We start from the raw sequence: 21,263 nt of genomic DNA, 5'->3' as shown, positions 1-21,263 counted from the left end.
GACTTTTTTATTCTATACTTCCTTTAAGCTTGATAATCAACGGCGAATTTTCCATATTTCCGTAAACCGAAACGGTCTTATTAAAATGCCCCCGGTCATCAGCGTTGTAGGTGATGCTTATCCGGGTTGTACTGTCCGGAAGTATCGGCCTCTTTTCATATCCAATATGCGTGCATCCGCACGATGCACGAGTGTCGAATATCATAAAAGGGGATTCGCCCACATTTTTTATTGAAACGCTTACCGTTTTGGCATCTCCTTTTGGGATAGTCCCCAAATCAAATTCCGTTTTATCTGTTTTTATTTGCGAGCTTCGGAAGGGTTGTGTTGCGTTGGCTTGATATGAACTGTTTGATACTTCAGACAGATACATTTCTTTCACACGTGGATTATGAACTGGGTTGCCTATGTATACAACTTTGTTTTCATCATTCAGCAAAAATGTTTGAAAATCCTGCCGAGACGGAAAATTGTTAATAGCATTCAGTTTGTCGCCCATGTCAATGCAAACAGGAATATTGATCCCGTCTCTTTTTAAAAGATAGGATATTTCCCGCATATCTTTAGGATGAAAAAAGAAAATTACAGGAACTGAGCCATTTGTGAATGAATCCAACTCGGATATGAACTCCTTCCATTTATGCAATTGTAGTTTGCAACTTGTGCAGCCAATTGAATCTACATACATCAATATTTTATATGAAGATGATGGAATTTTATATTCAATTGTATCGGTCCCATATTTCGTGAAAGTCAAATCTTCCGGAAAAATGATTTTCTTGTTTTGCCAATGTTGAACAATTTTTGCAATTTCTTTTCTGGAATTATTGTCTTTACAACTCAATACAAGTGTGCCGATCAATATAATCCAGATGTATCTGAAAACTTTTGAATTTTTCATTGTATGAAATTTTTATAATTGATATTCTACAATCTGTTGTTCGTGATTGACATCCAGCCCTAATAATGTATTACGATTTTCGTCGATGGAAAATCCGGTAATGTGTTTATCCAGTGTATATTGTATAAGGGGTGTACCATCAAGGCTAAATACCTGAATTATATTCCCGCCTTCTATCCTATTATAGGGGTTTTCCTTGCGGATATCTTTGAAAGATGTACCCCAGAAAAGGGTGTAAATTTTATCTTTTCCCACATGCACATCACTGTATCCCATGATCCCGGTGGGGATTGCATAATCCCCCTGATTGGCAAATTCCGGCTCACCGAGTTTGCCGTACAGAATATTGATTATTTCGTTTGTTTTTAAATTATAAATCTCAATCACCTGCCCCAGTTGGGTGACCATAGCCAATACACCGTTATCCGGATTGTAATCTAAAAAGGAACGCCATGCCTGTGCCAAAACAATATCCGGAATGTTTGGATCTTGCCTCTTTTTCGTGGGAATTTTAAACAGTTGCCTCCTTATATTTCCACTGTCATCCACAATATTTATCCGGCATTTGCCGCCATAATCTGGAATTACAAACAAGGAATCGTTAATCAAAGCGAAATCCAGACACCTGATAAGGTTTTTTGATAGATGAATACGCTTGTTAAAATTATTATTCAGGGGGTTACGAATGCTAATTGTATTATTATTGGCATCGAGTAGATAGAGTGTACCCTCACTATCCAAACGAATATTCTCTATACTGAGAAACTCTTCCGGCCCATTTCCTCTGAGTGCCAGGGAAGAATTTTGTCTCATCTCGGGAAAGGTGAGCGTATGGCAATAGTAATCCGGACCGTGCAGATCCAGGATATAAAGCAATGAATCACTTTGTCTTATCCTGAAAGGATATCGGAGATATTTGGAGTCCTGAACAGATAGAACCTTTCCGGGCAGAAATCTTTCTTCAGCAAATTGAAAACCGGCGAATGGTTTCGATGTACAACACTGTATGAAGATTGAAATAAGAATGAATATACAGGAGTGTAAAATCATAGTATGCTTTTAAAAATAGAGTAAGACCTTGACTTCGCTTTTCGGACAATCGACACTCCCAAGTCCAAAACAATTAATATTTGGATTTTCAGATGTTGCCAGGCACTCGATATTAGAGAGTAAAATTTCACTAATATATTGGTTTTTAACTTTGGATTTTGAAAAGATCAAAAGTGTTGTCATTGTGACGATAATTAAATAAGCGTGATGTTTCTTTTTCATTTTGTGAGTTTTTTTCACAAAGAAGAAAAAAAGAAGCTAATTAGTAAAAAAAAAGTAGGGCGAGATTCTGTCTCAATTCTGTTCATATTGTTTATCTTTGCTTGAGCAATCCATGAATTGTTGGATTTTGATTATGCAATTGTGTGGAAACAATATAGAATTTAAGAAACGTCTTGTCGTTAAGATGCTGACTATAATTGTATTGATTAGCATTGCAGTCAACCAGGTCTCGTGGCTATACAACATGTATGAACTGCATGACCGGGAATTCAAATTGGATATCAATCAGGCAGTACAGCAGGCAATATCCATGGAATTGGCTGAGAGAAGTGAATCTATTGGGGGTTATTCTGTTTATTCACACAATATAGCGCCTCCAAATGATACTACACGATATTTCACTAAAAACGTAGTAACGGAAGATTCTGTATATACTTTTAAGATAGATAAGAATGATTCTCATGCAATGTCTAAGATCGTTCAATTTGTATTAGCAAAGTATTATCCTATTGATCTGAACAAATTAAGCACAATTTTTAAAGAAAAAATCAAAGAAAAGCATGATGTGGAGAATGTTTATTTTGAATATCTGGATCTGAATAACAAGGTGCAGATCGAATCAACCAAGCCTGTGGGTATCTCAATCGTTGATTATGTGAATGCGGATACAATCCCACTGGACATAGTTGCATCGATCGGAGTTGTGGGGTATATACAGAACTCCCGCCTGGGAATTTTGGATAAGATGAAGAAACAGTTGGCAGTCTCCTTTTTGTTGATTGTGATTGCACTAACTTCTCTCTTCTATATTTCAAAAAGTTTTGTTGTTCAGTGGAAAACGGAAAGAATGCGACAGGAATCCGTGAATGCAATGACACATGAGTTTAAACGGCCTATTGCCAGTGCCGTGGCAATGGCTTCACTCATCCCTTTTTACCTGGAAAGAGGAGAGAAGAATAAAGCACTGGATTATGTGAAGAACATAGAGATGGATCTGAATAAGTTAACCCAATACACAAAAAGAATTCAGCAGATCAGCAACAATGAGAAGCAGTATGTGACGATGAACAGAACAGCTGTGGAGATTGTTCCGTTCTTTGAATCCTTGCAGAAACGATATGCGGTGTCAGATGATCCTCAAAGGAAAGTTATTGTGAATCTAATGATTGAGACGCATAAACAGATCATGTGCGTGGATATGCTTCACTTCTCAAATGTGATGGACAACCTGTTGGAAAATGCGATCAAATATACGGTAAAACCTGTTGTTACAATTGATATCAACGTGACAGACACACCCGACGGGTTGAAGGTGTCGGTAAAAGATAACGGTATCGGGATATCTGCTTCCGACAAAAAACTTATTTTCGATAAATTCTACCGGGTTAAAAGAACGGAAACAAAAAGTAAAACAGGATTTGGCCTGGGACTGACCTATGCAAAATCAATCGTTGAAGCGCATGGGGGGATTATTTCCGTTAGCAGTGAGTTGGACAAGGGTAGCGAGTTTGTTGTCATTTTTCAAGGATAGCTCACATGAATGATCTGATATTGTTGGTTGAAGACGATATGTCATTGGGGAAAATTCTGAAGGATTTTTTTCAGAACAACGGCCTCTCTGTGATATGGTCGGTTGACGGTGAGAATGCCTTGGTGCGCTTCAAAGAATTGAGACCCCGATTAGTCTTGCTGGATGTTGTACTGCCCGGGATAGATGGATTCGGGGTCGCTGCAGAGATCCGGAAAATAAATGGTGTGGTCCCCATCATATTCATGACCGGAACGGCATTTGACATAGAGAACTATCATAAGGCCTATCGGTTGTTGAGAGCAACCAATTATATTGAGAAACCGGTAAATCCGCATAATGCATTGGCACAGATAATGAGTATGCTCGAACCCGCGGGTATCCGAAAATTTACCATAAGCAATCTGCACATTGTCATCGATGGCCAGCAATTGACAATCAATCATAAAAACTTTCAATTGCGGGACAAGGAAACACAGGTGTTATCCCTGTTACTTGAAAACATAAACTTTACAGTTAGCCGAAATGACATCTTGAACAAGGTCTGGAAAGATGATAAATTCCAAATGAATAACGCCCTGGATCGATCAGTCTCTCATATAAAGAAAATACTCAAGGAGTTTCCTTCCATATCAATAACTACGATATATGGCAGTGGTTATCAGATGAAAATAAAAGATGACAAAAAAAACCGGAGACTTTCGCAAGCCCCCGGTTCCGTTTTTTTGTAATTTAGAAGTAGAGTATTTATTGTAAGCAGGGAATCAGTTGCCTGCTTTTATTTTGCCGATGCCGTCCTTGGAGAACTCCTTCTCTGCCGGGTTGCCGTAATACCGCACATTGCCAATGCCATCCGAACGTACCTTGAGGTATTCCGATGCATGGCAGCTTACGTTGCCCACGCCCTGGGAGGAGACCACGGCACGTTTTGCTTTCAGTCCGTCGGCATTGACATTGCCCACGCCTTCCGACCTGATCTCCACGTTGCCGGCCGTTCCGCGCAGCGTGATGTTTCCCACCCCTTCAGAATCGATCTTCACTTCGTCACAACGTAGGTTTTCGGCCGTGAAATTGCCTACTCCATCCGATTGAATGTGGAGGGAGGGCGTGGAGAAGGTGCCGTCAATCACTATGTTTCCCACACCCTCGGAGTCGATCCGTGAAAGGGTGGGGGTGGCAATGGAGATGACCAGCTTATTGGCCCGGTTGCCAAATCGCTTCAGGAAGGTTTTCTTCATCTCGAGGACCAGCTTGCCGTTGTCCATTCGCACGTCGAGTGCGTTGAGCAGCTCTTCGCTGCCTTCGGCCGTGACCTGGGTAGTGGAGGATTGCCGGATGTGGATGTTGGCTGCCACCGACGTCTCGATGGTCGTGAAGTCAGACACGTCGAACTTGTCCGTCGCCTGGCGCGTTTGCGCACAGGAGCTGCTACTTACTGCCAGCAGCAGGGTAATGAATGTGAGTGAAAGTAATCGTTTCATCTGTTTCTTTTTTAGAATAAGACATTGCAAAGCGCTTTCCGGTTACAGGAAGTTAGTCTTTTAACAATTCGATGATCTTCAGCCGGAAGGCATATTCGTATTTAGCTTGTGCCTCTTCGCCCATGGCCTGCGTCTGGTTATTTTTGGCCAGAAACAACTCGTAGGCGTTGGCACGGCCGTTCCGGTATTTTTCTTCTGCAAAGCGGTATGCTTCGTTGCTGGCGGTCACCGATTTCTGTGCGGCTTCCCAACGGCTTCTGGCGCCCACGGCATTGTAATAGGCCTGCTCAATCTGTTTGCGGAGTTCCAGCTTTGTCTTGTCCATCTCCAGGCGGGTATTGGCAATGGCCAGCTCGGCGATGTGGATGTTGTTTTTGACCTGAAACCGGTTGAAGATGGGGATGCGCAGGCTGAAACCGAGTGAATTGCTTATGTTGTTGCGCAGCTGGGTGCCGAACGGGTCGTTGTCTCTGCCGCTCATCTTGTAGTAGCCGGTCCCCATGTTGGCGCCGAAGGAGAGGGACGGATAGAGCTGCGACCGGGTCATCAGCAGTTCTTTTTCGCTGCTTTCGATCCGGTACTGCATGCTCCGGATGATGGGGCGGTTCACCAGCGCGCTTTCGTAGACGGCGTCGGAAGCAAGCAGCGTGGATTCGCGGATGAGTGTCCCGGCGGGTGGGGCTGTTACATCGAAATCATCGAATTGCTCCAGCTCCATGATCTGTGCCAGGTCGAGCAGCGCCAGCCTGTAGTTGCTGGCTGCCTGCACCCTGTTGAGTTCCTCCCGGGCCAGCTGTGCTTCCTGTTCATAAAGCTCCCCCTGGGCCATTCTGCCGCTTTTTACCAGCTCGGTACGGCGGACAAGGTCGGCCCGGGTGGTCTCCAGCTGATTCTCCGCGATCTGTAGCAGCTCGCGGTTGAGCAGTACCTGCAGAAAGGCGGTGGAGACGCTCATGATGATGTCGTCGCGCATCTTGTCGAGGTCGGCCTCCGAAGCCTGCATGTCGGCTCTGCGTGCGTCAATATTGTGTTTCATGCGCAGGCCGTCGAAGAGGGTGATGTCGGCGCCTATCCCGAAGCTGGTCTGCGAGGAGTTGGTGTTCTGATAGGTGTTGTCGAGGCCGATGGAGCGGCCGAAGACAAAGCTCTGTCCGGCCGAGGCATTCAGGTTGGGCAACAGGTCGGCACGTGCCTGGCTGTAGGCTATTTCCCGCTGCCGGCGGTTCAGCTCCTGCTGTTTGATATTGCGGTTGTTTTCCAGGGCAATGTCAATGCATTCCGGCAAGGTGTATTGCTGCTGTGCCGATACCGGAACGAGGACGCTGCCGGTGAGCAGCAGGCTGAAGGCAAAGGTTCTGATCTGCATAATATGGATGGTTGTCAACTGACTGTGAAGGCAGTTTGTTATTTCTTCTTTTCCTCAATGATCTCTGTGCCGCGGATCTTGTCGTTCTCGTTTAATCCTTCGGTCACTTCGATGTTGATGCCGTCGGACAGGCCAATTTTTACCGGATGCCGGTCGAACTCCTGGGGTTTCTCGTTCCGGACCAGGTAGACAAAGACCGAGTCGCCGCTGAATTCCACGGAACTCTCCGGAATGGTCAGCACATCGGTCCGCTGATCCAGGATAATGTCGGCATTGGCACTGTATCCGGCTCTGATAAACACATCTTCTGGCAATTTCAATGCCGCCTTCATTTCGAAGAGGATGGCACCGCTTTCTTCCACACCTTTTGGAGAAACGTACTCCAGTGTGGCAGGAATCTTACGGTCCTGGATGGCGCCGATGGTGATCTCCATGGGCATCTCCACCGAGAGCTTGCCTACTTCGGTTTCGTCGATCTTGCCCACGAAGAGCATGTCGCTCAGGTTGGCTACCGATGCCACCGTGGTGCCGTCGTTGAAGTTGTTGGACTGAATTACCGAGTTGCCCACCTTGACCGGCACGTCGAGGATGGTGCCACTCACGGTGGAGCGCACCAGCGTATTGCTGGTCTTTGCGGAGCTTTGCGTGATTCCCGTACGCACCAGGCTCAGGTTGTCGTTCGCAGCACGCAACTCCTCCTGGTCGTTCTTGTACTGCAACTCCACTTTTTCGAACTCCTCCTTTGAGATCACCTGGTTTTCAAATAGCTTGCGATCGCGTTCGTAATTGCTGCGGCTCTGGTCGGCGGCCAGCTGTGCACGCTGCACGCGCGACTCGGCGCTGCTCAGGTTCACCATATCGGGCACCACCTGTATCTTGGCGATGATATCGCCTGCCAGCACCTTGTCTCCCGCTTCTTTGTAGACCTCGGAGATGATGCCCGACATCTGCGGTTTGATCAGGATCTCGTTGCGCGGCTCCACTTTGCCGGTGGCGACCGTTCTTTTTTCGATGTTCCCTTTGGTGGCGGACTCAATCTTGTAGGTCACCACTTTCGGACGTGATTTTTGCCAGAGAAACACAAAGGTGGAAATGACCAAAAGCCCCAGTAGTACCAGTCCTGCAATTCTCAGTATTCGTCTCATACGGTTTTTTATTGTTTGAAGTTTATGTTTATTTCGTTTTTCTGTTCTACTCTTCTGCGATCGCCTCTACCGGCTTGATCATCATGGCGCGCTGGGCGGGGATGTATCCGGCAAAGGTGCCGATGACAAGCAGGATAAGGAGAGAGGTGACGGCCATGCCGAAGGAGATTTGCGGGTCTTTGAAGAACTGGTCGCCCTGGCTCAGTACAATGCCGGTGGCTCGCAGCAATCCTACTCCCACCACAATGCCGGTGAGTCCTGCCAAGACGGTGAGGACGACGCTCTCGCTCAGTATCTGCCCGATGATGCTGCGGGGGGTGGCTCCCAGGGCACGACGGATGCCGATCTCCTTGGTACGTTCGCGCACGGTGACCAGCATGATGTTACTCACGCCGATGGCGCCGGCAAAGAGGGTGCCCAGTCCAACAATCCAGATCAGAGCCGCAATGCCGATGCCAAGGTAGTTGAACATCTTAAACTGTTCCTCGATGTTCATGGTGAACACCGCCTCCTTGTCGTCGGGCGCGATCTGGTGCTGTTGCTTCAGTATCTCCAGGATCTTGTCCTGCACAATCTTTACCGGGACTCCATCTTTGGCAGTGGCAGCCAGAAAGTGGATGACGTTACCGTGGTTGAAGGCCTGCTGCATGGTGGAGAAGGGGAGGACCACCGTTTCGGCCGTCTGCCCGCCAATGCTCACTCCTGAGGTGCTCCGGGCTACACCAATCACCTGGAAGTAGATGCCGTTCACGCGGATCTGTTTGCCGGTAGGGTCTTCGCCCTTCTGAAAGAGCACTTCGTAAACACGTTCCCCGATCACGCACACTTTTCTTTTTTCTGCGATGTCAATGTCGTTCACATATCGGCCATAGAGCATCTTGCTTTTCTCAATCAGGTCGTATTCGGGATAACAGCCCTTCACCAGGTAGGAGCCGTTTTTTTCACCACGTACCACGTTCTTGTCGTTGCCCCCCGAGAACAGCACGGGCGAAATGTACTGCAACTCAGCGACCTTCTTCCGGATCACGGGCAGGTCGCTGTTGGTCATATCCCATCTTCGTCCTTTGCGAAACCCTTTGTAGGGGAGCGTGGTACGTTCCGAGGCAAAGAAGCAGGAGTTGGTGGCGAATCCCTCAATCTGGGAGGTCATTCCCTTTTCCAGCGCATTGCCGGCGCCGACCATCAGCACCAGCATCAGCATGCCCCAGAACACCCCGAACGCGGTGAGCACACTACGCGACTTGTTGTGCGTAATGGTGATCCATATTTCCTGCCATCTGTCCAGATCGAACATATATTGTTTTTTTAGTAATCAGTAATTTGTTTTCAAATCCTCACCTCCAAAACTTTCCAGCCCTACCTGCATCACTCCTGTCTCATCGCTTCGATGGGCTGTACACGTACGGCCTTTCTTGCAGGCAGATATCCTGCAATAACTCCTGCAATAATCAGAATGACCGTGGCAAAGACCGCGTAGCCCAAATCCACCGTGGGGTTCGTAAAGACGGACATCTGCGGCTCGTCGGAGACAGGCCGTCCGTTGGCTGCCTGCACCATGAAGAAGTTGATCAGCTCTGTCAGTCCGATGCCCAGCATCATGCCAATGTACCCGAAGAGGGTGGTGATGATGATCGACTCCAGGATGATGGTCTTCAGGATGGCCATGGGGGTGGCGCCAATGGCTTTGCGGATTCCTATTTCGCGGGTACGTTCCTTCACCGAGACCAGCATGATGTTGCTTACCCCCACAATGCCGGCGATGAGGGTGAGGATGCCAATGATGGTGACAAAAAAGGTGATTCCTCCGAAAATCTTTATCGTTTCCACATAGTCCTCCTGTGCGTTGTTGATATAGAGCGCCTGTTTATCATCGGGATTGAAGTTGAGGCGTTGCCCCATCATGCCTCTGAGCGATTCGTTGAACCGGTCGTTCTGTGCCTTCGTGGTGAGGCCGTCCACGGTGAAAGTGATCTGCCAGAACTTGCGCTGCGGGTTGTAGATAGCCTGTGCCGTAGAAAAGGGGATATAGGCATTTGATCCTCCGAATTGCTCTTTCTTGGTGTTGATGCCCACCACTTTAAACATGACCTGGCCGACCTTTACCTGCTTCCCCAGGGGTGGTTCATTCTTAAAAAGGACGTCGGCGATCTTCTGATCCAACACAATCACCTTGTTCTTTTCCTTCATGTCCAACGCATTGATGAAGCGGCCTTTTCCGGGAGGAATGATCAGCTTCTCAATGTTGGAATAGTCGGGCATTACTCCGCTCAACCCGTAAGAACCATATTCGGTACCGTAGGAGATGGTTTGTGTGGTGTTGTACCTGGCGCTGATGAGGCGACTCTCTTCCACCTGATTGTGGATGGCCGATACTTCGCCATCGGTAAACATTGTCTGGCGTCCCGACTTCAGGCCTTTGTACGGCATGGAGGTGGTGCCCGACCATAGGTTGATGCGGTTGACAGCCCTGGAGCTGAAGTTTTGCATTACGCCGTTCTTCAGGCCGTTGCCTGCTCCCAACAGGACAATGAGAATGAAAATTCCCCAGGAAACCGATAAGCCGGTCAAGGCTGTACGCAGTTTGTTTTTCTTCAGCGTGTCGTATATTTCCTGAAACTGGTCGATCATAGTTATTCAATGTAGGTAGGTTGAATGGTGTCGTGTACGCCGTTGTTCTTGCGTGTTTCGTATTCAATCATCCCGTCTTTCAGGTGTATGATGCGGTTGGTGGCATCGGAGACCGATTGCTCGTGCGTGACAATGATGGTGGTGATGCCTTCTTCGTTGAGGCCGGTAAGTACATCCATCACCTCCAGCGAGGTTTTGCTGTCGAGTGCGCCGGTAGGTTCATCGGCAAGGATGATCTTCGGACCCGAAATCAGGGCACGGGCGATGGCCACGCGCTGTTTTTGTCCCCCGGAAAGTTCGTTCGGAAGGTGATGTGCCCACTCCTTCAACCCCATCCTGTCGAGATGCTCCATGGCAATGATGTTTCTCTTCTTGCGGCTCACCTTCTTGTAATAGAGAGGAAGGGCCACATTCTCCAGGGCATTCTTAAAGTTGATCAGGTTGAACGACTGGAATACGAAGCCGATCATTTCGTTGCGGTACTCTGCTGCCTGCCTCTCGCTCAGGTTTTTAATGAGTGTGCCGTTGAGGTGGTAGTCTCCGGCATCGTATGTGTCGAGGATGCCCAGGATGTTGAGCAGCGTGGATTTTCCCGAACCGGAAGCGCCTGTCACGGAGACATATTCGCCCGCTTCAATATCGAGGCTGATTCCTTTCAGGACGTGAAGCGAAAGTGCTTCTGTGTAATACGACTTGTGTAATTGCCGGATATGAATCATCTCTGTGTGTGTTTTGTTCTCTGCCAATCAGACTTGTGTCTCACTGGTTTCGTTACAGTATGTACGCATTAATCAGTAAACTTTGACGCCACAAATGTATGCCAAAACATTGTACTATGCAATACATAATACTATAATATTTTAAATATTAACATTGTTTATGCTTTTTAGGGAGTCAAATAGAGGATTGTTGAAGATGCCTGGTTATGGCATTCCGCATTCCACATTCGGCAAAGAGATGTGTGGAAGGAAAAGTGCGACTGGGTTACGGAGTTGCGATATGAGGAATCAATGCAAAGGTATAGCCTTCGCCTTGCAGCCACTCTATGGCACGTGGCAGGGCGTATTTCATGTTTTTTTCGGCTTTGAGAGAATCGTGAAATACGAGAATGGAACCGTCGCGCGTATATTTCTTTACATTGGCCAGCACCTGTTCGGGCGACATATGCCGGCTGTAGTCCCGGGTGACCACATCCCACATTATGACGCTATAGCCAGCCTTGTGTATTGCCCAGTTCTGCGGTACCCGCATATGGCCGTGAGGAGGCCTGAAGAGGGGAGAGCCGATCAGCTCGGCTGCCTTTGCCGTATTGTCCAACAGGTAGGAGGTCTTGCTGTTCCATCCCTGTACATGGTTGAAAGTGTGATTGCCTGTTCTATGGCCCCGTTCCAGCAGCATCCGGTAAACATCGGGGTGTTTCCGCACATTGTCGCCCACGCAGAAGAAGGTGGCTTTCACGTTGTATCGGTCCAGAAGATCCAGTACCCAGGGGGTGACTTCCGGGATGGGGCCGTCATCAAACGTGAGGTAGACCGTTTTCTGGCGAGGCACTTTGATTCGCCAGACTGATTTGGGAAAGAGAAGCCGGTAGAGATGTGGGGGCTGTTCAATTAGCATGTGTAGGATGATAGAGTTAGGTATCGACCAAAGCCATAGGGCCGTGTAGACACTACACGGCCCTATGCTGCCTTCGTTTTTTACTGAGTTGTGGTTTTATATTGTTCCAGCAGGCGGGGGCTAAACTGCTGCATCATGTTGAGTGCTTTTTGCATTGTCTCCTCTGCTGTTGCCCGTGAGAGGGTATCCTCCTGGGGAGTGGCATAATAATTGCGTACGGAACCGTCGGTGATCTCTTTCAAGATCACATCGCCCACGTACGACACTCCTTGCATATAAAAAAACTGTGCACGCTGCATCAGGTCGTCTGTCATCGTCCGATATTTTTCCTTATCGTACTGTTGATAGATCGTGTTGATCAGCAGCAGCGGGTTGATGTTGTTATACACAATGTCGGAGAGGGTGTTCGAAATCTGCAAAGGCTTCAGACGGCTGAACCAGTCGAGGTTCATGTTGATGCGCCCGCCAATGGTTGAGATAAGGGCTTCCGCCTTCTCCCGTTCACCCAGTCGGTAATATGCCCTGGCGAACAGGAGCCCGTCGGTACCGTAGTGTACCGTGGAGTCGGGTACCATTGTGGTGATTTTATCGAGTGCAGCCAGTGCTTTCTCATTCTCGCCCTCGTCGATCAGAGCGTTGATCAGCTGGGTGAAATAGAGACGGAAAGTGGAAAGCATCCTTCGGCTGGTTTCGTCCAGATAAATATCGGGATTTTCTTCCAGCCCGCCCCAGCGGAACTTATTCATCATGTTGTCATACGCTGCCTCCGTGTTTACGCCACCGCTCAGCGGAGTACCGGGGATCACCTGGTACGAGAGCCCGTTTAGCGAGAAATTGCCGTTCTGCAGATTCATATACAACGAGGGGGTGATGGTGGTGGCGAAGTGTAATGGCCGCTCCCAGTTCTCATCGTTGATGTTGCTGATCATTTCGAGGATCATGAGCTCCTGCCTGTAGAGGGCCGACTTATCACCCAGGTTGATGTACATCCTGCTGCCCGGTTTTGCGTGGAGCTTTTTCCAGTCGATCCCGGCAGTATCCACATCGAGTGAGAGCACATTGCCGGGAATGATCTGTGTGTTGCCTGTGTTGAATGGGTTTGCGGGGTTGCTGTTTTGACCCGTTCTCAGGTTCTCCATCGTCTGTTTCAGGGAGAGGGTATCTTTGTAGGCGTTTACGTCGTAATAGGATCCGAACGATATGGGCGGAATGTTATTCTGCCGCAGCACGCTTTCAATCTCCTGTTTGGTGATGACAAAGGCAGCGCTGCCTGCATCGCCCGAGTAGCGTGGCCGCGACCATTTGATGGGAAGAGGTGTTGACTCGTATGCCGGACGCAGCAGCTGATCTATGTACCACTCGGTTTGCAGGAAGCTGAGGTTGGTCACCCGCACGTCGGTACGGTAGCCTTCCGTTTCCTGCACGTACCACAGAGGATAGGTGTCGTTGTCGCCGTTGGTAAACAGGATCCCGTTTTCACCTACGCCACAGAGGTAGTTCATGCCGGTATCGCGTGCCAGCGTCCTTCCGGAGCGATCGTGGTCGTCCCAGTTTTGCGACGCCATCTGAAGCGGTACGAAAAGAGATGCTACCGTGGCGACTGCGGTTGCCGCCGTGGTGTTTTTGAGATATTTCCGCAAAAACAGGCTGATGCCCGCCACGCCCATTCCCACCCAAATGGAAAAGGCATAGAAGGAGCCGGAGTAGGCATAATCCCGTTCGCGCGGTTCAAACGGCGTTTGGTTGAGATAGAGGATGATGGCCAGTCCCGTCATGAAGAAGAGCATGAAAACGATGGCAAAGCTCTTGTTTCCCCGTTCTTTCAGACGCAGCTGATAGAAGATGCCAATGATACCCAGCAGCAACGGGAGCATATAGTATTTGTTGTGCCCCTTATTGTCGACAATGTCGGGAGCCATGTTGTCCTGCGGCCCCAGTCCGAGCACATGCTCGTCCACAAAGGGAATGCCGCTGATCCAGTTCCCGGAAGTGATGCCGCCGTCGCCCTGTATGTCGTTCTGCCGTCCCGAGAAGTTCCACATAAAATAACGCCAGTACATATAGTTGAACTGATAGCTAAACATGAACTTCAGGTTTTGCCAAAGCGTGGGTTTTATATTTTGATCCGTTACACCGCCCCATCGTTCGTAACCGATGATGTGATTTCCAAAGGAGGGATTGTTGGGGTTGGAATGCATCCGGGGCAGAAGCATGGTGTTGGTATATTTATAGGAGGGAGAGGTAACCTTCTCATACCGGTCTTTCTGATCGGGGGAAGTTTTAACAACCTGCTTCCAGGACGTGCTTTCGCCATCGGTGATGGCGGTGCCGTCGGCGTTCCGCGCAATTTTTGATGCGTAGGTGGTTCCGTGAATCAGCGGTGTCTGTCCGTATTGCTCGCGATTGAGATAGCTGCCCAGGGAGAAGATGTCTTCCGGTGAGTTCAGGTCGAGCGGGGTATTGGCACCAGAGCGGATGGGAATCAGGGCATAGGCCGAGAAGCCAACCAGGATGACCATCAGGCACGACATGGCCAGATTGATAAACTTGATTTCCAGCTTTTTGTACCGGAAAGAGATATAGGCACCTGCCACGAGCAGAAGTATCCACAACCACACCTTGCTGCCGATGAACAGGATGCCGGCCAGGGCGAGACTGACAAAAAAGGCCGTGCGTGCCCGGGATTCCTTTCCTTTTGGAGATAAAGTCTCGAAGAGTGCCCAGGCAATGCTTGCCAGCAGCAGGACCAGGTACACGAACAGCCCCGTATTGTATGGCATGCCGAACGTGTTCACGAAGAACAGTTCAAACCACCCGCCCACTTTGGTGAACCCGGGAATAATACCCCACATCAATACAATGATCAGGAAAAAGGATCCCAAAAGAGCAAGCAGCCCTCCCTTCCATGTGGGAGTCTCGTTTCTTTTGAAATAATGTACCAGTACAATTGCCGGAATACAGAGAAGGTTGAGCAGATGCACGCCAATGGATAACCCCATAATGTAAGCGATGAGCACGAGCCATTTGTCAGAATGGGGCTTCTCTGCATTGTCTTCCCATTTGAGGATCAGCCAGAAGACAAGGGCTGTGAGCATGGAGGAAAAGGCATATACTTCTCCCTCCACGGCCGAGAACCAGAATGTATCGGAAAAGGTATAAACAAGTGCACCCACAAGCCCGCTACCGATCACGGCAACGGTTTGTCCCACGGTTAATTCCTGTTCGTTCCGGCTAAGGATCAGTTTGCGTGTGAGGTGGGTGATGGTCCAGAAAAGAAACAGGATGGTGAAGGCGCTCATTAGTGCCGACATGCTGTTGACCATTTTGGCTACCTGAGACGGGTCTCCGGCAAACTGGGTGAATAAGTTTCCTACCAGCATAAAGATCGGCGCACCGGGTGGATGTCCTACTTCCAGCTTGTAGGCCGAGGTGATGAACTCGCCGCAATCCCAGAAACTCGCTGTGGGTTCAATTGTAAGCAAATATACAATGGCAGCCACGACAAACACGCTCCATCCGGCGATGTTGTTGATTAACTTGTATTTAATCATTTTGTTTTTTGTTGAATTGAGAACTCGACACTTGCTTGAATGTTACCGATTTAATTGGAAATTGAGGCAAAGATACAGAATTCCCGTTATTCTGAAGTCGTTTTCAGTCTCATTTTAAAAGGATAGTATTAAAAAACGTAAAATTAACGAATATACGTGGGAGGATGCCGTTCTTGTCTGCTTTTTACAACACATATATAGCGAGTTTCCCGGCCGGTAGGATTTCTTCGTGGTGTTTATGTTAATAAGATGTTAAATAATGCGCATAGTGTTTAAAATCAGCAAAATATGTTGTACAACATGTTTCTGTGTAAAATGCATATTTTCAGACTGATAGGGTGCTTTTTGACCGTTACTCGCTTTTATGGCCTCCAAAAAAAAGTTTCAACAATTTGGCGGAGAAATAATAAAAAGTTTACTTTGGAATCGATTAAGGAAAAAAATCTATAATTAAAAGGTCTTTTTTGTAATAGTTTATCGTTCATGCAGGTTACGCTTGTTATTCTAAAACCATCAGCAGTTCAACGTGGTATCTTGGGAGAAGTGATTGCACGCTTCGAAAAAAAAGGGATTCAGATTGTGGGAATGAAGATGGTGTGTTTAACCGATGAAACCCTTGAGGAACATTACGCTCACCTATTAAACAAGCCATTTTATGGAAGAATCAAAGATTCCATGCAGGCAAGTCCTGTGTTAATTATGGCCCTGAAGGGAGTGGATGTGATAAATGTGGTCAGAAAATTATCAGGAGTAACAAATGGGAGAGAGGCTGAACCCGGTACCATCAGAGGCGATTACAGTATGAGTGTGCAGGAAAACATTGTGCACGCGTCTGATTCGGCCGAAACCGCGGCGGCAGAGCTGGAGCGTTTTTTCTCCGAAGGGGAGATTTTTGATTATGAACCCCGTCTCGGTCCCTATTATTACGCGAATGATGAATTGTAATTACAAAAATATTCAAATTTTACAACGGATCAACAAAATAAAGAGTCAGGTAGCAATGGATAGCAATCATTTTTTCGCAAAAGCACGTGTTCTTTTGCCCGCAACCTTGATGTTCGTTTCTTTGAACGCATTCACACAATCAACTCCGGCTACTTCCGATAAATCCAGGCCGGAGATAACAGCCAGACAGTTACATAGTTCCAGCTTGAGCGATGAGGTTGGCTTGTTTGCCGACGGTCTAAAGCTCAAAATGGACTTGTCGGTCCTCGAAGAGGCCGAGGAGCGCAGAGAGTCATTTGATCCCAACGAAATTCCCGCCGACGATATTTACGGAGGGATGTGGGTGAACCAACATGTCAATGTTTATGGCAGTCTGCAAAACGCCCCGGATACGTTTATCGTGGATCTGGAGAATTTCACCATGCCGGTGGTGGGGCATATGACTTCCAATTTTGGGAGAAGAGGAAGCCGACGTTATCATTATGGAATTGATTTGAAAGCACAGACGGGCGACACCGTTTATGCCGCCTTCGACGGGAAGATCAGAGTAAAGCAATTCGAAAGAAGAGGCTATGGCTATTACCTTGTCGTTCGTCATGTGAATGGACTGGAGACCGTGTACGGGCATCTTTCGAAATTCCTGGTCGATGAAAACGACTTTGTCCGCTCGGGGCAGCCCATCGGCCTGGCCGGCAACACGGGGCGCTCATTCGGATCGCATCTCCACTTTGAGACACGCTTCCTGGGCAAACCCATCAATCCGAACTTCATCATCGATTTCCAAAATAAAGTAACTCACCGCGACGAATACCTTGTGACCAACTCGAGTTACAGGAAAACCTCCAACAGCAGCAAATCTATTGTCAGCAGCAGTACGCCCTATAAAGAGCCGGCTGCCAGCACCAACAAGTATGTATCGGGCGACGTGAAATATCACCGTATCAAAAAAGGAGATACGCTGGGCGCTATTTCCAGACGGTACGGAGTTTCTGTAAGCCAGCTCTGTTCGATGAATAATATCTCCGCGAAAACGGTATTGCGTATAGGGAAATCGATCCGCATTTCATAAGTGACAGCGCTGCTGCTCCCGCATAAAAAGGTATAAGATTAAACGCTTGTACCTTTTTTTTGATTATCTTTGTTCATCAGATTACACCAATACATTATGGATGTTACCAATAAACAATTCGACGAAGTAATTGTGGCATGCCGGGAGATTTTCGCTAAAAAGTTGTACGATTACGGAGCATCCTGGCGAATTCTACGGCCTGAATCGGTTACCGATCAGATTTTTATTAAGGCAAACCGGATCCGTTCCCTTGAAGTGAAGAAGGAAAACAGGGTGGATGAAGGTATTCTCCCCGAGTTTATCGGCATCGTGAACTACGGCATCATTGGGCTGATACAGCTGCAATTGGGGTACGCAGATACGATAGATATCACCGTTGAAAAGGCATTGGAGCTGTACGACAGGCATGTGTCGGAGAACAAGGAACTTATGTGTGCCAAGAATCACGATTACGATGAGGCGTGGAGAAGCATGCGGATCAGTTCATATACCGACCTGATCCTGATGAAGATATATCGAACGAAAGAGATCGAGGAGCACGCCGGACAGACACTTATTTCGGAAGGAGTTGACGCCAACTACCGGGACATGGTGAACTATGCCATTTTTGGATTGATAAAACTACACTTTGGCGACGAGCAAGCATGAGGAAAACGGCTCAAATCCTGCTACTGTTGTCCCGCATTATCGTAGGGGCTACCTTCGTTTTTTCCGGATTCATGAAAGCGGTGGATCCGCTGGGCTTCACCTACAAGATTCAGGATTATCTGATTGAGCTAAGCCTGACAGGCCTTTTCTCGCTGGCACTTCCCGTGGCAGTATTGATGGTGGTGTCCGAATTTGCATTGGGTGTTTTCCTGTTACTGGGAATTTACCGGAAGATGACTACCCGCTTGGTCCTGCTTTTTATGATTTTCTTTACACCGCTCACCCTGTGGGTCGCGATCGCCAACCCGGTAAAAGATTGCGGCTGTTTTGGTGATGCTTTCGTTATCAGTAACTGGCAGACTTTTTACAAGAACGTGGTGCTGCTGGCCGGTGCTGTCTGGATGGCAACGAACTGGATGCAAATTAAGCCGTTGTTGTCTCGAAAGACGGCTCTCCCGGTGGCAATCCTTACGTTGGTGTCCGGTGTGCTTTTTGCCCTGCACAATGTGTACAGGCTGCCGGTGATCGACTTTCGCCCTTATAAGATTGGTGCCAGCATTCCTCTTCAAATGTACGTAGACCCGGAGAAGGCCGATCTGTATGAAACAATTTTCATTTACAGCAAAAATGGAGAAACCCGGGAATTCACAGAGGAGAACTATCCCTGGAACGACTCCACATGGACCTTTGTGGATATGAAGACGCATCTGGTGAGGGAGGGTGAAAAACCCAGAATAGAGGATTTTTCCGTAGAGTCGATTTATTATGATGCAACGAGCGGCGCGTGGCAGTCTGGCGGCGATATCACGGATATGCTGCTGTCGGATCCATCCTACACCTTCCTCATGGTCTCTTATTTGCTGGAGGAGATGAACATGCGCCACCTGCAACTGTTCAGAGAGGCAGATCGCTATGCAAAGGAAAAAGGTTATTCATTCTACCTCCTTACAGCCTCGGATGCCAATGTGGTAGGGAACTGGGAGCAGCAAAACCGGACGGGTTTTCAGTTCGCCCATGCCGACGAGCGGACATTAAAAACTATGATCCGGTCAAATCCCGGCCTGATGTTGCTGAAGGAAGGCACGGTGATTGGGAAATGGGATGACAGCAAAGTACCCTCATTCGATAAATTTCAACTAATTATTAAATAAAGATTGTTTATGAGAAAAAACATTGTCGCAGGAAACTGGAAAATGAATAAAAACCTGCAGGAAGGAGTTGCGTTGGCCACAGCATTGAACGAAGCGCTGAAAGGCAAAACTGTAAATTGCGATGTGGTGATCGGTACCCCGTTCATCCATTTGGCAAGCGTGGTGAACGCTGTTGATACTGCCAAAATTGGTGTTGCCGCACAGAATTGTGCCGACAAGGTATCGGGCGCTTATACCGGAGAGGTATCGGCAGAGATGGTTGCTTCCACAGGCGCCAAATATGTGATCCTTGGCCATAGCGAAAGAAGGGCTTACTACCACGAAACACCCGAGATATTGAAGGAGAAGGTGCAGCTGGCCCTTGCCAACGGACTCACTCCCATTTTCTGTATCGGTGAGGTGCTGGCCGAGAGAGAGGCTGACAAGCATTTCGACGTGGTAAAATCTCAGATCGAAGCATCGTTATTCGACCTTTCGCCGGAAGATTTTAGCAAGATTGTGCTTGCCTACGAACCGGTATGGGCTATTGGTACGGGTAAAACAGCCACGGCCGGTCAGGCACAGGAGATGCATGCATTTATCCGTCAAACGCTGTCGGCGAAGTATGGAAAGGAGATTGCAGACAACACCTCAATCCTATACGGCGGGAGCGCAAACGCCTCCAACGCAAAAGAACTCTTTTCCAATCCCGATGTGGACGGAGGTCTTATTGGCGGAGCGTCACTGGGGGTAGATAAATTCATGCCGATCATTGAGGCTTTTTGATAGAGTTACAGGATTTCACCAATGGCATAGGGCAAATTTATTTGTCCTATGCTTACCTTGTGAAACGAAAATGTTCGTTATCTTTGCAGCTTAGCAATGTATTTCGGTTATCGGTTGTGAACTACAGATGACCAAAACAAAATAATCGTATGAAACGTTATCTTCGGTATACAATTTCCTTTCTGTTATTGCTGGTTTCAACAGTCTCCTACGCACAGATATCCTCACAAACAGGTTCCCACACGCAGTCATCGACACAAAAAAAAGATATTCTCCAGTCGTTGAATGCGGCTGTTCCCGGCAAAGGAAAGGTGACAGTCTACGAAGATGAGAGCATTGCCCAGGTGCTGGGACGCCCCATGGCACCACCCCGGACGGTCTACTCCAATGCTGAGGGAACCATTCAGTATTATAAAATGCGTGGATACAAGATCCAGGCTTTCTCCGGGAATAATCAGCGGACTTCTAAAAATGAAGCCAACCGGAAACAAAGTCTGATAAATGCCTCATTTCCCGAGCTTGAGACGGTCGTCTTGTTTGAATCCCCTTTCTGGCGTTTACGGGTGGGCAATTTTGAAACCCGCGACGAGGCCCAGAAGGTGATGCACGAATTGAGAAAAGCATTTCCTTCCTTTGGCAAAGAGATGTATGTTGTGGTAGATGAGGTGAAAATTCCAATTAATTGAAAAATTGATGTCCACCGAAGAAATAGAGCAAAAAAAGTCCGTAATCTCGGATCATATGAAAGATATCCTCACGCTTCTGGGTGAGGATGTATATCGCGAAGGGTTGGTGAAAACACCGGAGCGCGTGGCAAAGGCGATGCAATATCTGACGAGGGGCTACTGGCAGGATCCCGAAGAGATCCTCCGTGCGGCGCTGTTCAGGGAAAACTACCGCCAGATGGTGATCGTGAAAGACATTGACCTGTTCTCCCTCTGTGAGCATCACATGTTGCCGTTCTACGGAAAGGCGCATGTAGCATATATCCCGGATGGATATATCACAGGACTGAGCAAGATAGCCCGTGTGGTGGATGTCTATTCGCGGCGTCTGCAAGTGCAGGAACGCCTTACCACACAAATAAAAGAATGTATTCAGAAGACGCTGAACCCTATGGGGGTGATGGTCGTGATTGAGGCACAGCACATGTGTATGCAGATGCGGGGCGTAGAAAAACAACACTCCGTCACCAC

20 protein-coding genes are annotated in these 21,263 nt (G+C 48.0%); 9 read left to right on the top strand and 11 right to left on the bottom strand.

Annotated elements, in window-relative coordinates; genetic code table 11:
• Nucleotides 1-7 precede the first annotated feature (7 nt).
• From B3Z75_RS01740 to B3Z75_RS01730, 3 genes are read right to left on the bottom strand one after another with little or no spacing between them, the layout of a single operon-like run.
• Complete coding sequence (locus B3Z75_RS01740) at nt 8-901, bottom strand: DUF1573 domain-containing protein (RefSeq protein ID WP_294067110.1); 894 nt, start codon at nt 899-901, stop codon at nt 8-10.
• A 12-nt stretch (nt 902-913) separates the two neighbouring features.
• Nucleotides 914-1,951, bottom strand: a complete 1,038-nt coding sequence (locus B3Z75_RS01735) for a BF3164 family lipoprotein (RefSeq protein WP_294067108.1) — start codon at nt 1,949-1,951, stop codon at nt 914-916.
• A gap of 9 nt (nt 1,952-1,960) precedes the next feature.
• A complete protein-coding gene (locus tag B3Z75_RS01730; RefSeq protein ID WP_294067106.1) occupies nt 1,961-2,173 on the bottom strand; it encodes an NVEALA domain-containing protein in 213 nt (70 codons plus the stop codon).
• A gap of 184 nt (nt 2,174-2,357) precedes the next feature.
• Here B3Z75_RS01730 and B3Z75_RS01725 point away from each other — a divergent pair, with 184 nt between their 5' ends.
• Together B3Z75_RS01725 and B3Z75_RS01720 are read left to right on the top strand one after the other, a co-directional pair.
• The gene (locus tag B3Z75_RS01725) at nt 2,358-3,704 is read left to right on the top strand and encodes a sensor histidine kinase (protein WP_294067104.1); all 1,347 of its coding nucleotides are present in this window, start codon (nt 2,358-2,360) and stop codon (nt 3,702-3,704) included.
• Nucleotides 3,705-3,709: 5 nt separating this feature from the next.
• Entirely contained in the window at nt 3,710-4,432 is a 723-nt protein-coding gene (locus B3Z75_RS01720) for a response regulator transcription factor (RefSeq protein ID WP_294067102.1), read from the top strand.
• A 33-nt stretch (nt 4,433-4,465) separates the two neighbouring features.
• Here the strand turns inward: B3Z75_RS01720 and B3Z75_RS01715 are convergent, their stop codons facing one another.
• The 8 genes from B3Z75_RS01715 to B3Z75_RS01680 form a co-directional block, all read right to left on the bottom strand.
• Complete coding sequence (locus B3Z75_RS01715) at nt 4,466-5,182, bottom strand: head GIN domain-containing protein (protein ID WP_294067100.1); 717 nt, start codon at nt 5,180-5,182, stop codon at nt 4,466-4,468.
• Between the two features lie 52 nt (nt 5,183-5,234).
• A complete protein-coding gene (locus B3Z75_RS01710) occupies nt 5,235-6,548 on the bottom strand; it encodes a TolC family protein (RefSeq protein WP_294067098.1) in 1,314 nt (437 codons plus the stop codon).
• A 38-nt stretch (nt 6,549-6,586) separates the two neighbouring features.
• Nucleotides 6,587-7,693: an efflux RND transporter periplasmic adaptor subunit gene (locus tag B3Z75_RS01705; RefSeq protein ID WP_294067096.1), complete on the bottom strand. Its 1,107-nt coding sequence runs from the start codon at nt 7,691-7,693 to the stop codon at nt 6,587-6,589.
• Between the two features lie 46 nt (nt 7,694-7,739).
• Nucleotides 7,740-8,987 carry an ABC transporter permease gene (locus B3Z75_RS01700; protein WP_294067094.1) on the bottom strand — a complete coding sequence of 416 codons (1,248 nt, stop codon included), beginning with the start codon at nt 8,985-8,987 and terminating at the stop codon, nt 7,740-7,742.
• Between the two features lie 71 nt (nt 8,988-9,058).
• Nucleotides 9,059-10,321 (bottom strand): ABC transporter permease, encoded by a 1,263-nt coding sequence (locus B3Z75_RS01695; RefSeq protein WP_294067092.1) that lies wholly within the window; start codon nt 10,319-10,321, stop codon nt 9,059-9,061.
• A gap of 2 nt (nt 10,322-10,323) precedes the next feature.
• A complete protein-coding gene (locus B3Z75_RS01690; RefSeq protein WP_294067090.1) occupies nt 10,324-11,040 on the bottom strand; it encodes an ABC transporter ATP-binding protein in 717 nt (238 codons plus the stop codon).
• A 265-nt stretch (nt 11,041-11,305) separates the two neighbouring features.
• Nucleotides 11,306-11,938 (bottom strand): polysaccharide deacetylase family protein, encoded by a 633-nt coding sequence (locus tag B3Z75_RS01685; protein ID WP_294067088.1) that lies wholly within the window; start codon nt 11,936-11,938, stop codon nt 11,306-11,308.
• 80 nt (nt 11,939-12,018) lie between these two features.
• The gene (locus B3Z75_RS01680) at nt 12,019-15,489 is read right to left on the bottom strand and encodes a protein O-mannosyl-transferase family (protein ID WP_294067086.1); all 3,471 of its coding nucleotides are present in this window, start codon (nt 15,487-15,489) and stop codon (nt 12,019-12,021) included.
• Nucleotides 15,490-15,972: 483 nt separating this feature from the next.
• Between B3Z75_RS01680 and ndk the strand changes: the two genes are divergently transcribed.
• The 7 genes from ndk to folE all read left to right on the top strand — a co-directional run.
• A complete protein-coding gene (gene ndk / locus B3Z75_RS01675; protein WP_294067084.1) occupies nt 15,973-16,434 on the top strand; it encodes a nucleoside-diphosphate kinase in 462 nt (153 codons plus the stop codon).
• Between the two features lie 55 nt (nt 16,435-16,489).
• The gene (locus B3Z75_RS01670) at nt 16,490-17,503 is read left to right on the top strand and encodes a peptidoglycan DD-metalloendopeptidase family protein (protein ID WP_294067082.1); all 1,014 of its coding nucleotides are present in this window, start codon (nt 16,490-16,492) and stop codon (nt 17,501-17,503) included.
• Nucleotides 17,504-17,599: 96 nt separating this feature from the next.
• Nucleotides 17,600-18,151 carry a DUF1599 domain-containing protein gene (locus B3Z75_RS01665; RefSeq protein ID WP_294067080.1) on the top strand — a complete coding sequence of 184 codons (552 nt, stop codon included), beginning with the start codon at nt 17,600-17,602 and terminating at the stop codon, nt 18,149-18,151.
• On the top strand, nt 18,148-19,302 hold the full coding sequence (locus tag B3Z75_RS01660) for a BT_3928 family protein (RefSeq protein ID WP_349676018.1): 1,155 nt from the start codon (nt 18,148-18,150) through the stop codon (nt 19,300-19,302). The genes B3Z75_RS01665 and B3Z75_RS01660 overlap by 4 nt, the downstream gene beginning before the upstream one ends.
• Before the next feature lie 9 nt (nt 19,303-19,311).
• A complete protein-coding gene (gene tpiA / locus B3Z75_RS01655; protein WP_294067076.1) occupies nt 19,312-20,067 on the top strand; it encodes a triose-phosphate isomerase in 756 nt (251 codons plus the stop codon).
• A gap of 149 nt (nt 20,068-20,216) precedes the next feature.
• On the top strand, nt 20,217-20,753 hold the full coding sequence (locus B3Z75_RS01650; protein ID WP_294067074.1) for an SPOR domain-containing protein: 537 nt from the start codon (nt 20,217-20,219) through the stop codon (nt 20,751-20,753).
• Nucleotides 20,754-20,760: 7 nt separating this feature from the next.
• On the top strand, nt 20,761-21,263 hold a 503-nt coding region (gene folE, locus B3Z75_RS01645; protein ID WP_294067072.1), incomplete at its 3' end, for a GTP cyclohydrolase I FolE.

The sequence above is a fragment of the Proteiniphilum sp. UBA1028 genome, assembly GCF_002316955.1.
Lineage (GTDB): Bacteria > Bacteroidota > Bacteroidia > Bacteroidales > Dysgonomonadaceae > Proteiniphilum.
This window is presented reverse-complemented; position numbering and strand designations above follow the sequence as displayed.

Coding starts and splice junctions, on each gene's coding strand:
- B3Z75_RS01725 (WP_294067104.1), top strand. CDS start 2,358: ATGCTGACTATAATTGTATTGATTAGCATTGCAGTCAACCAGGTCTCG.
- B3Z75_RS01740 (WP_294067110.1), bottom strand. CDS start 901: ATGAAAAATTCAAAAGTTTTCAGATACATCTGGATTATATTGATCGGC.
- B3Z75_RS01700 (WP_294067094.1), bottom strand. CDS start 8,987: ATGTTCGATCTGGACAGATGGCAGGAAATATGGATCACCATTACGCAC.
- B3Z75_RS01730 (WP_294067106.1), bottom strand. CDS start 2,173: ATGAAAAAGAAACATCACGCTTATTTAATTATCGTCACAATGACAACA.
- ndk (WP_294067084.1), top strand. CDS start 15,973: ATGCAGGTTACGCTTGTTATTCTAAAACCATCAGCAGTTCAACGTGGT.
- B3Z75_RS01665 (WP_294067080.1), top strand. CDS start 17,600: ATGGATGTTACCAATAAACAATTCGACGAAGTAATTGTGGCATGCCGG.
- B3Z75_RS01715 (WP_294067100.1), bottom strand. CDS start 5,182: ATGAAACGATTACTTTCACTCACATTCATTACCCTGCTGCTGGCAGTA.
- B3Z75_RS01735 (WP_294067108.1), bottom strand. CDS start 1,951: ATGATTTTACACTCCTGTATATTCATTCTTATTTCAATCTTCATACAG.
- B3Z75_RS01680 (WP_294067086.1), bottom strand. CDS start 15,489: ATGATTAAATACAAGTTAATCAACAACATCGCCGGATGGAGCGTGTTT.
- B3Z75_RS01660 (WP_349676018.1), top strand. CDS start 18,148: ATGAGGAAAACGGCTCAAATCCTGCTACTGTTGTCCCGCATTATCGTA.
- B3Z75_RS01705 (WP_294067096.1), bottom strand. CDS start 7,693: ATGAGACGAATACTGAGAATTGCAGGACTGGTACTACTGGGGCTTTTG.
- tpiA (WP_294067076.1), top strand. CDS start 19,312: ATGAGAAAAAACATTGTCGCAGGAAACTGGAAAATGAATAAAAACCTG.
- B3Z75_RS01685 (WP_294067088.1), bottom strand. CDS start 11,938: ATGCTAATTGAACAGCCCCCACATCTCTACCGGCTTCTCTTTCCCAAA.
- B3Z75_RS01710 (WP_294067098.1), bottom strand. CDS start 6,548: ATGCAGATCAGAACCTTTGCCTTCAGCCTGCTGCTCACCGGCAGCGTC.
- B3Z75_RS01695 (WP_294067092.1), bottom strand. CDS start 10,321: ATGATCGACCAGTTTCAGGAAATATACGACACGCTGAAGAAAAACAAA.
- B3Z75_RS01690 (WP_294067090.1), bottom strand. CDS start 11,040: ATGATTCATATCCGGCAATTACACAAGTCGTATTACACAGAAGCACTT.
- B3Z75_RS01670 (WP_294067082.1), top strand. CDS start 16,490: ATGGATAGCAATCATTTTTTCGCAAAAGCACGTGTTCTTTTGCCCGCA.
- B3Z75_RS01720 (WP_294067102.1), top strand. CDS start 3,710: ATGAATGATCTGATATTGTTGGTTGAAGACGATATGTCATTGGGGAAA.
- B3Z75_RS01650 (WP_294067074.1), top strand. CDS start 20,217: ATGAAACGTTATCTTCGGTATACAATTTCCTTTCTGTTATTGCTGGTT.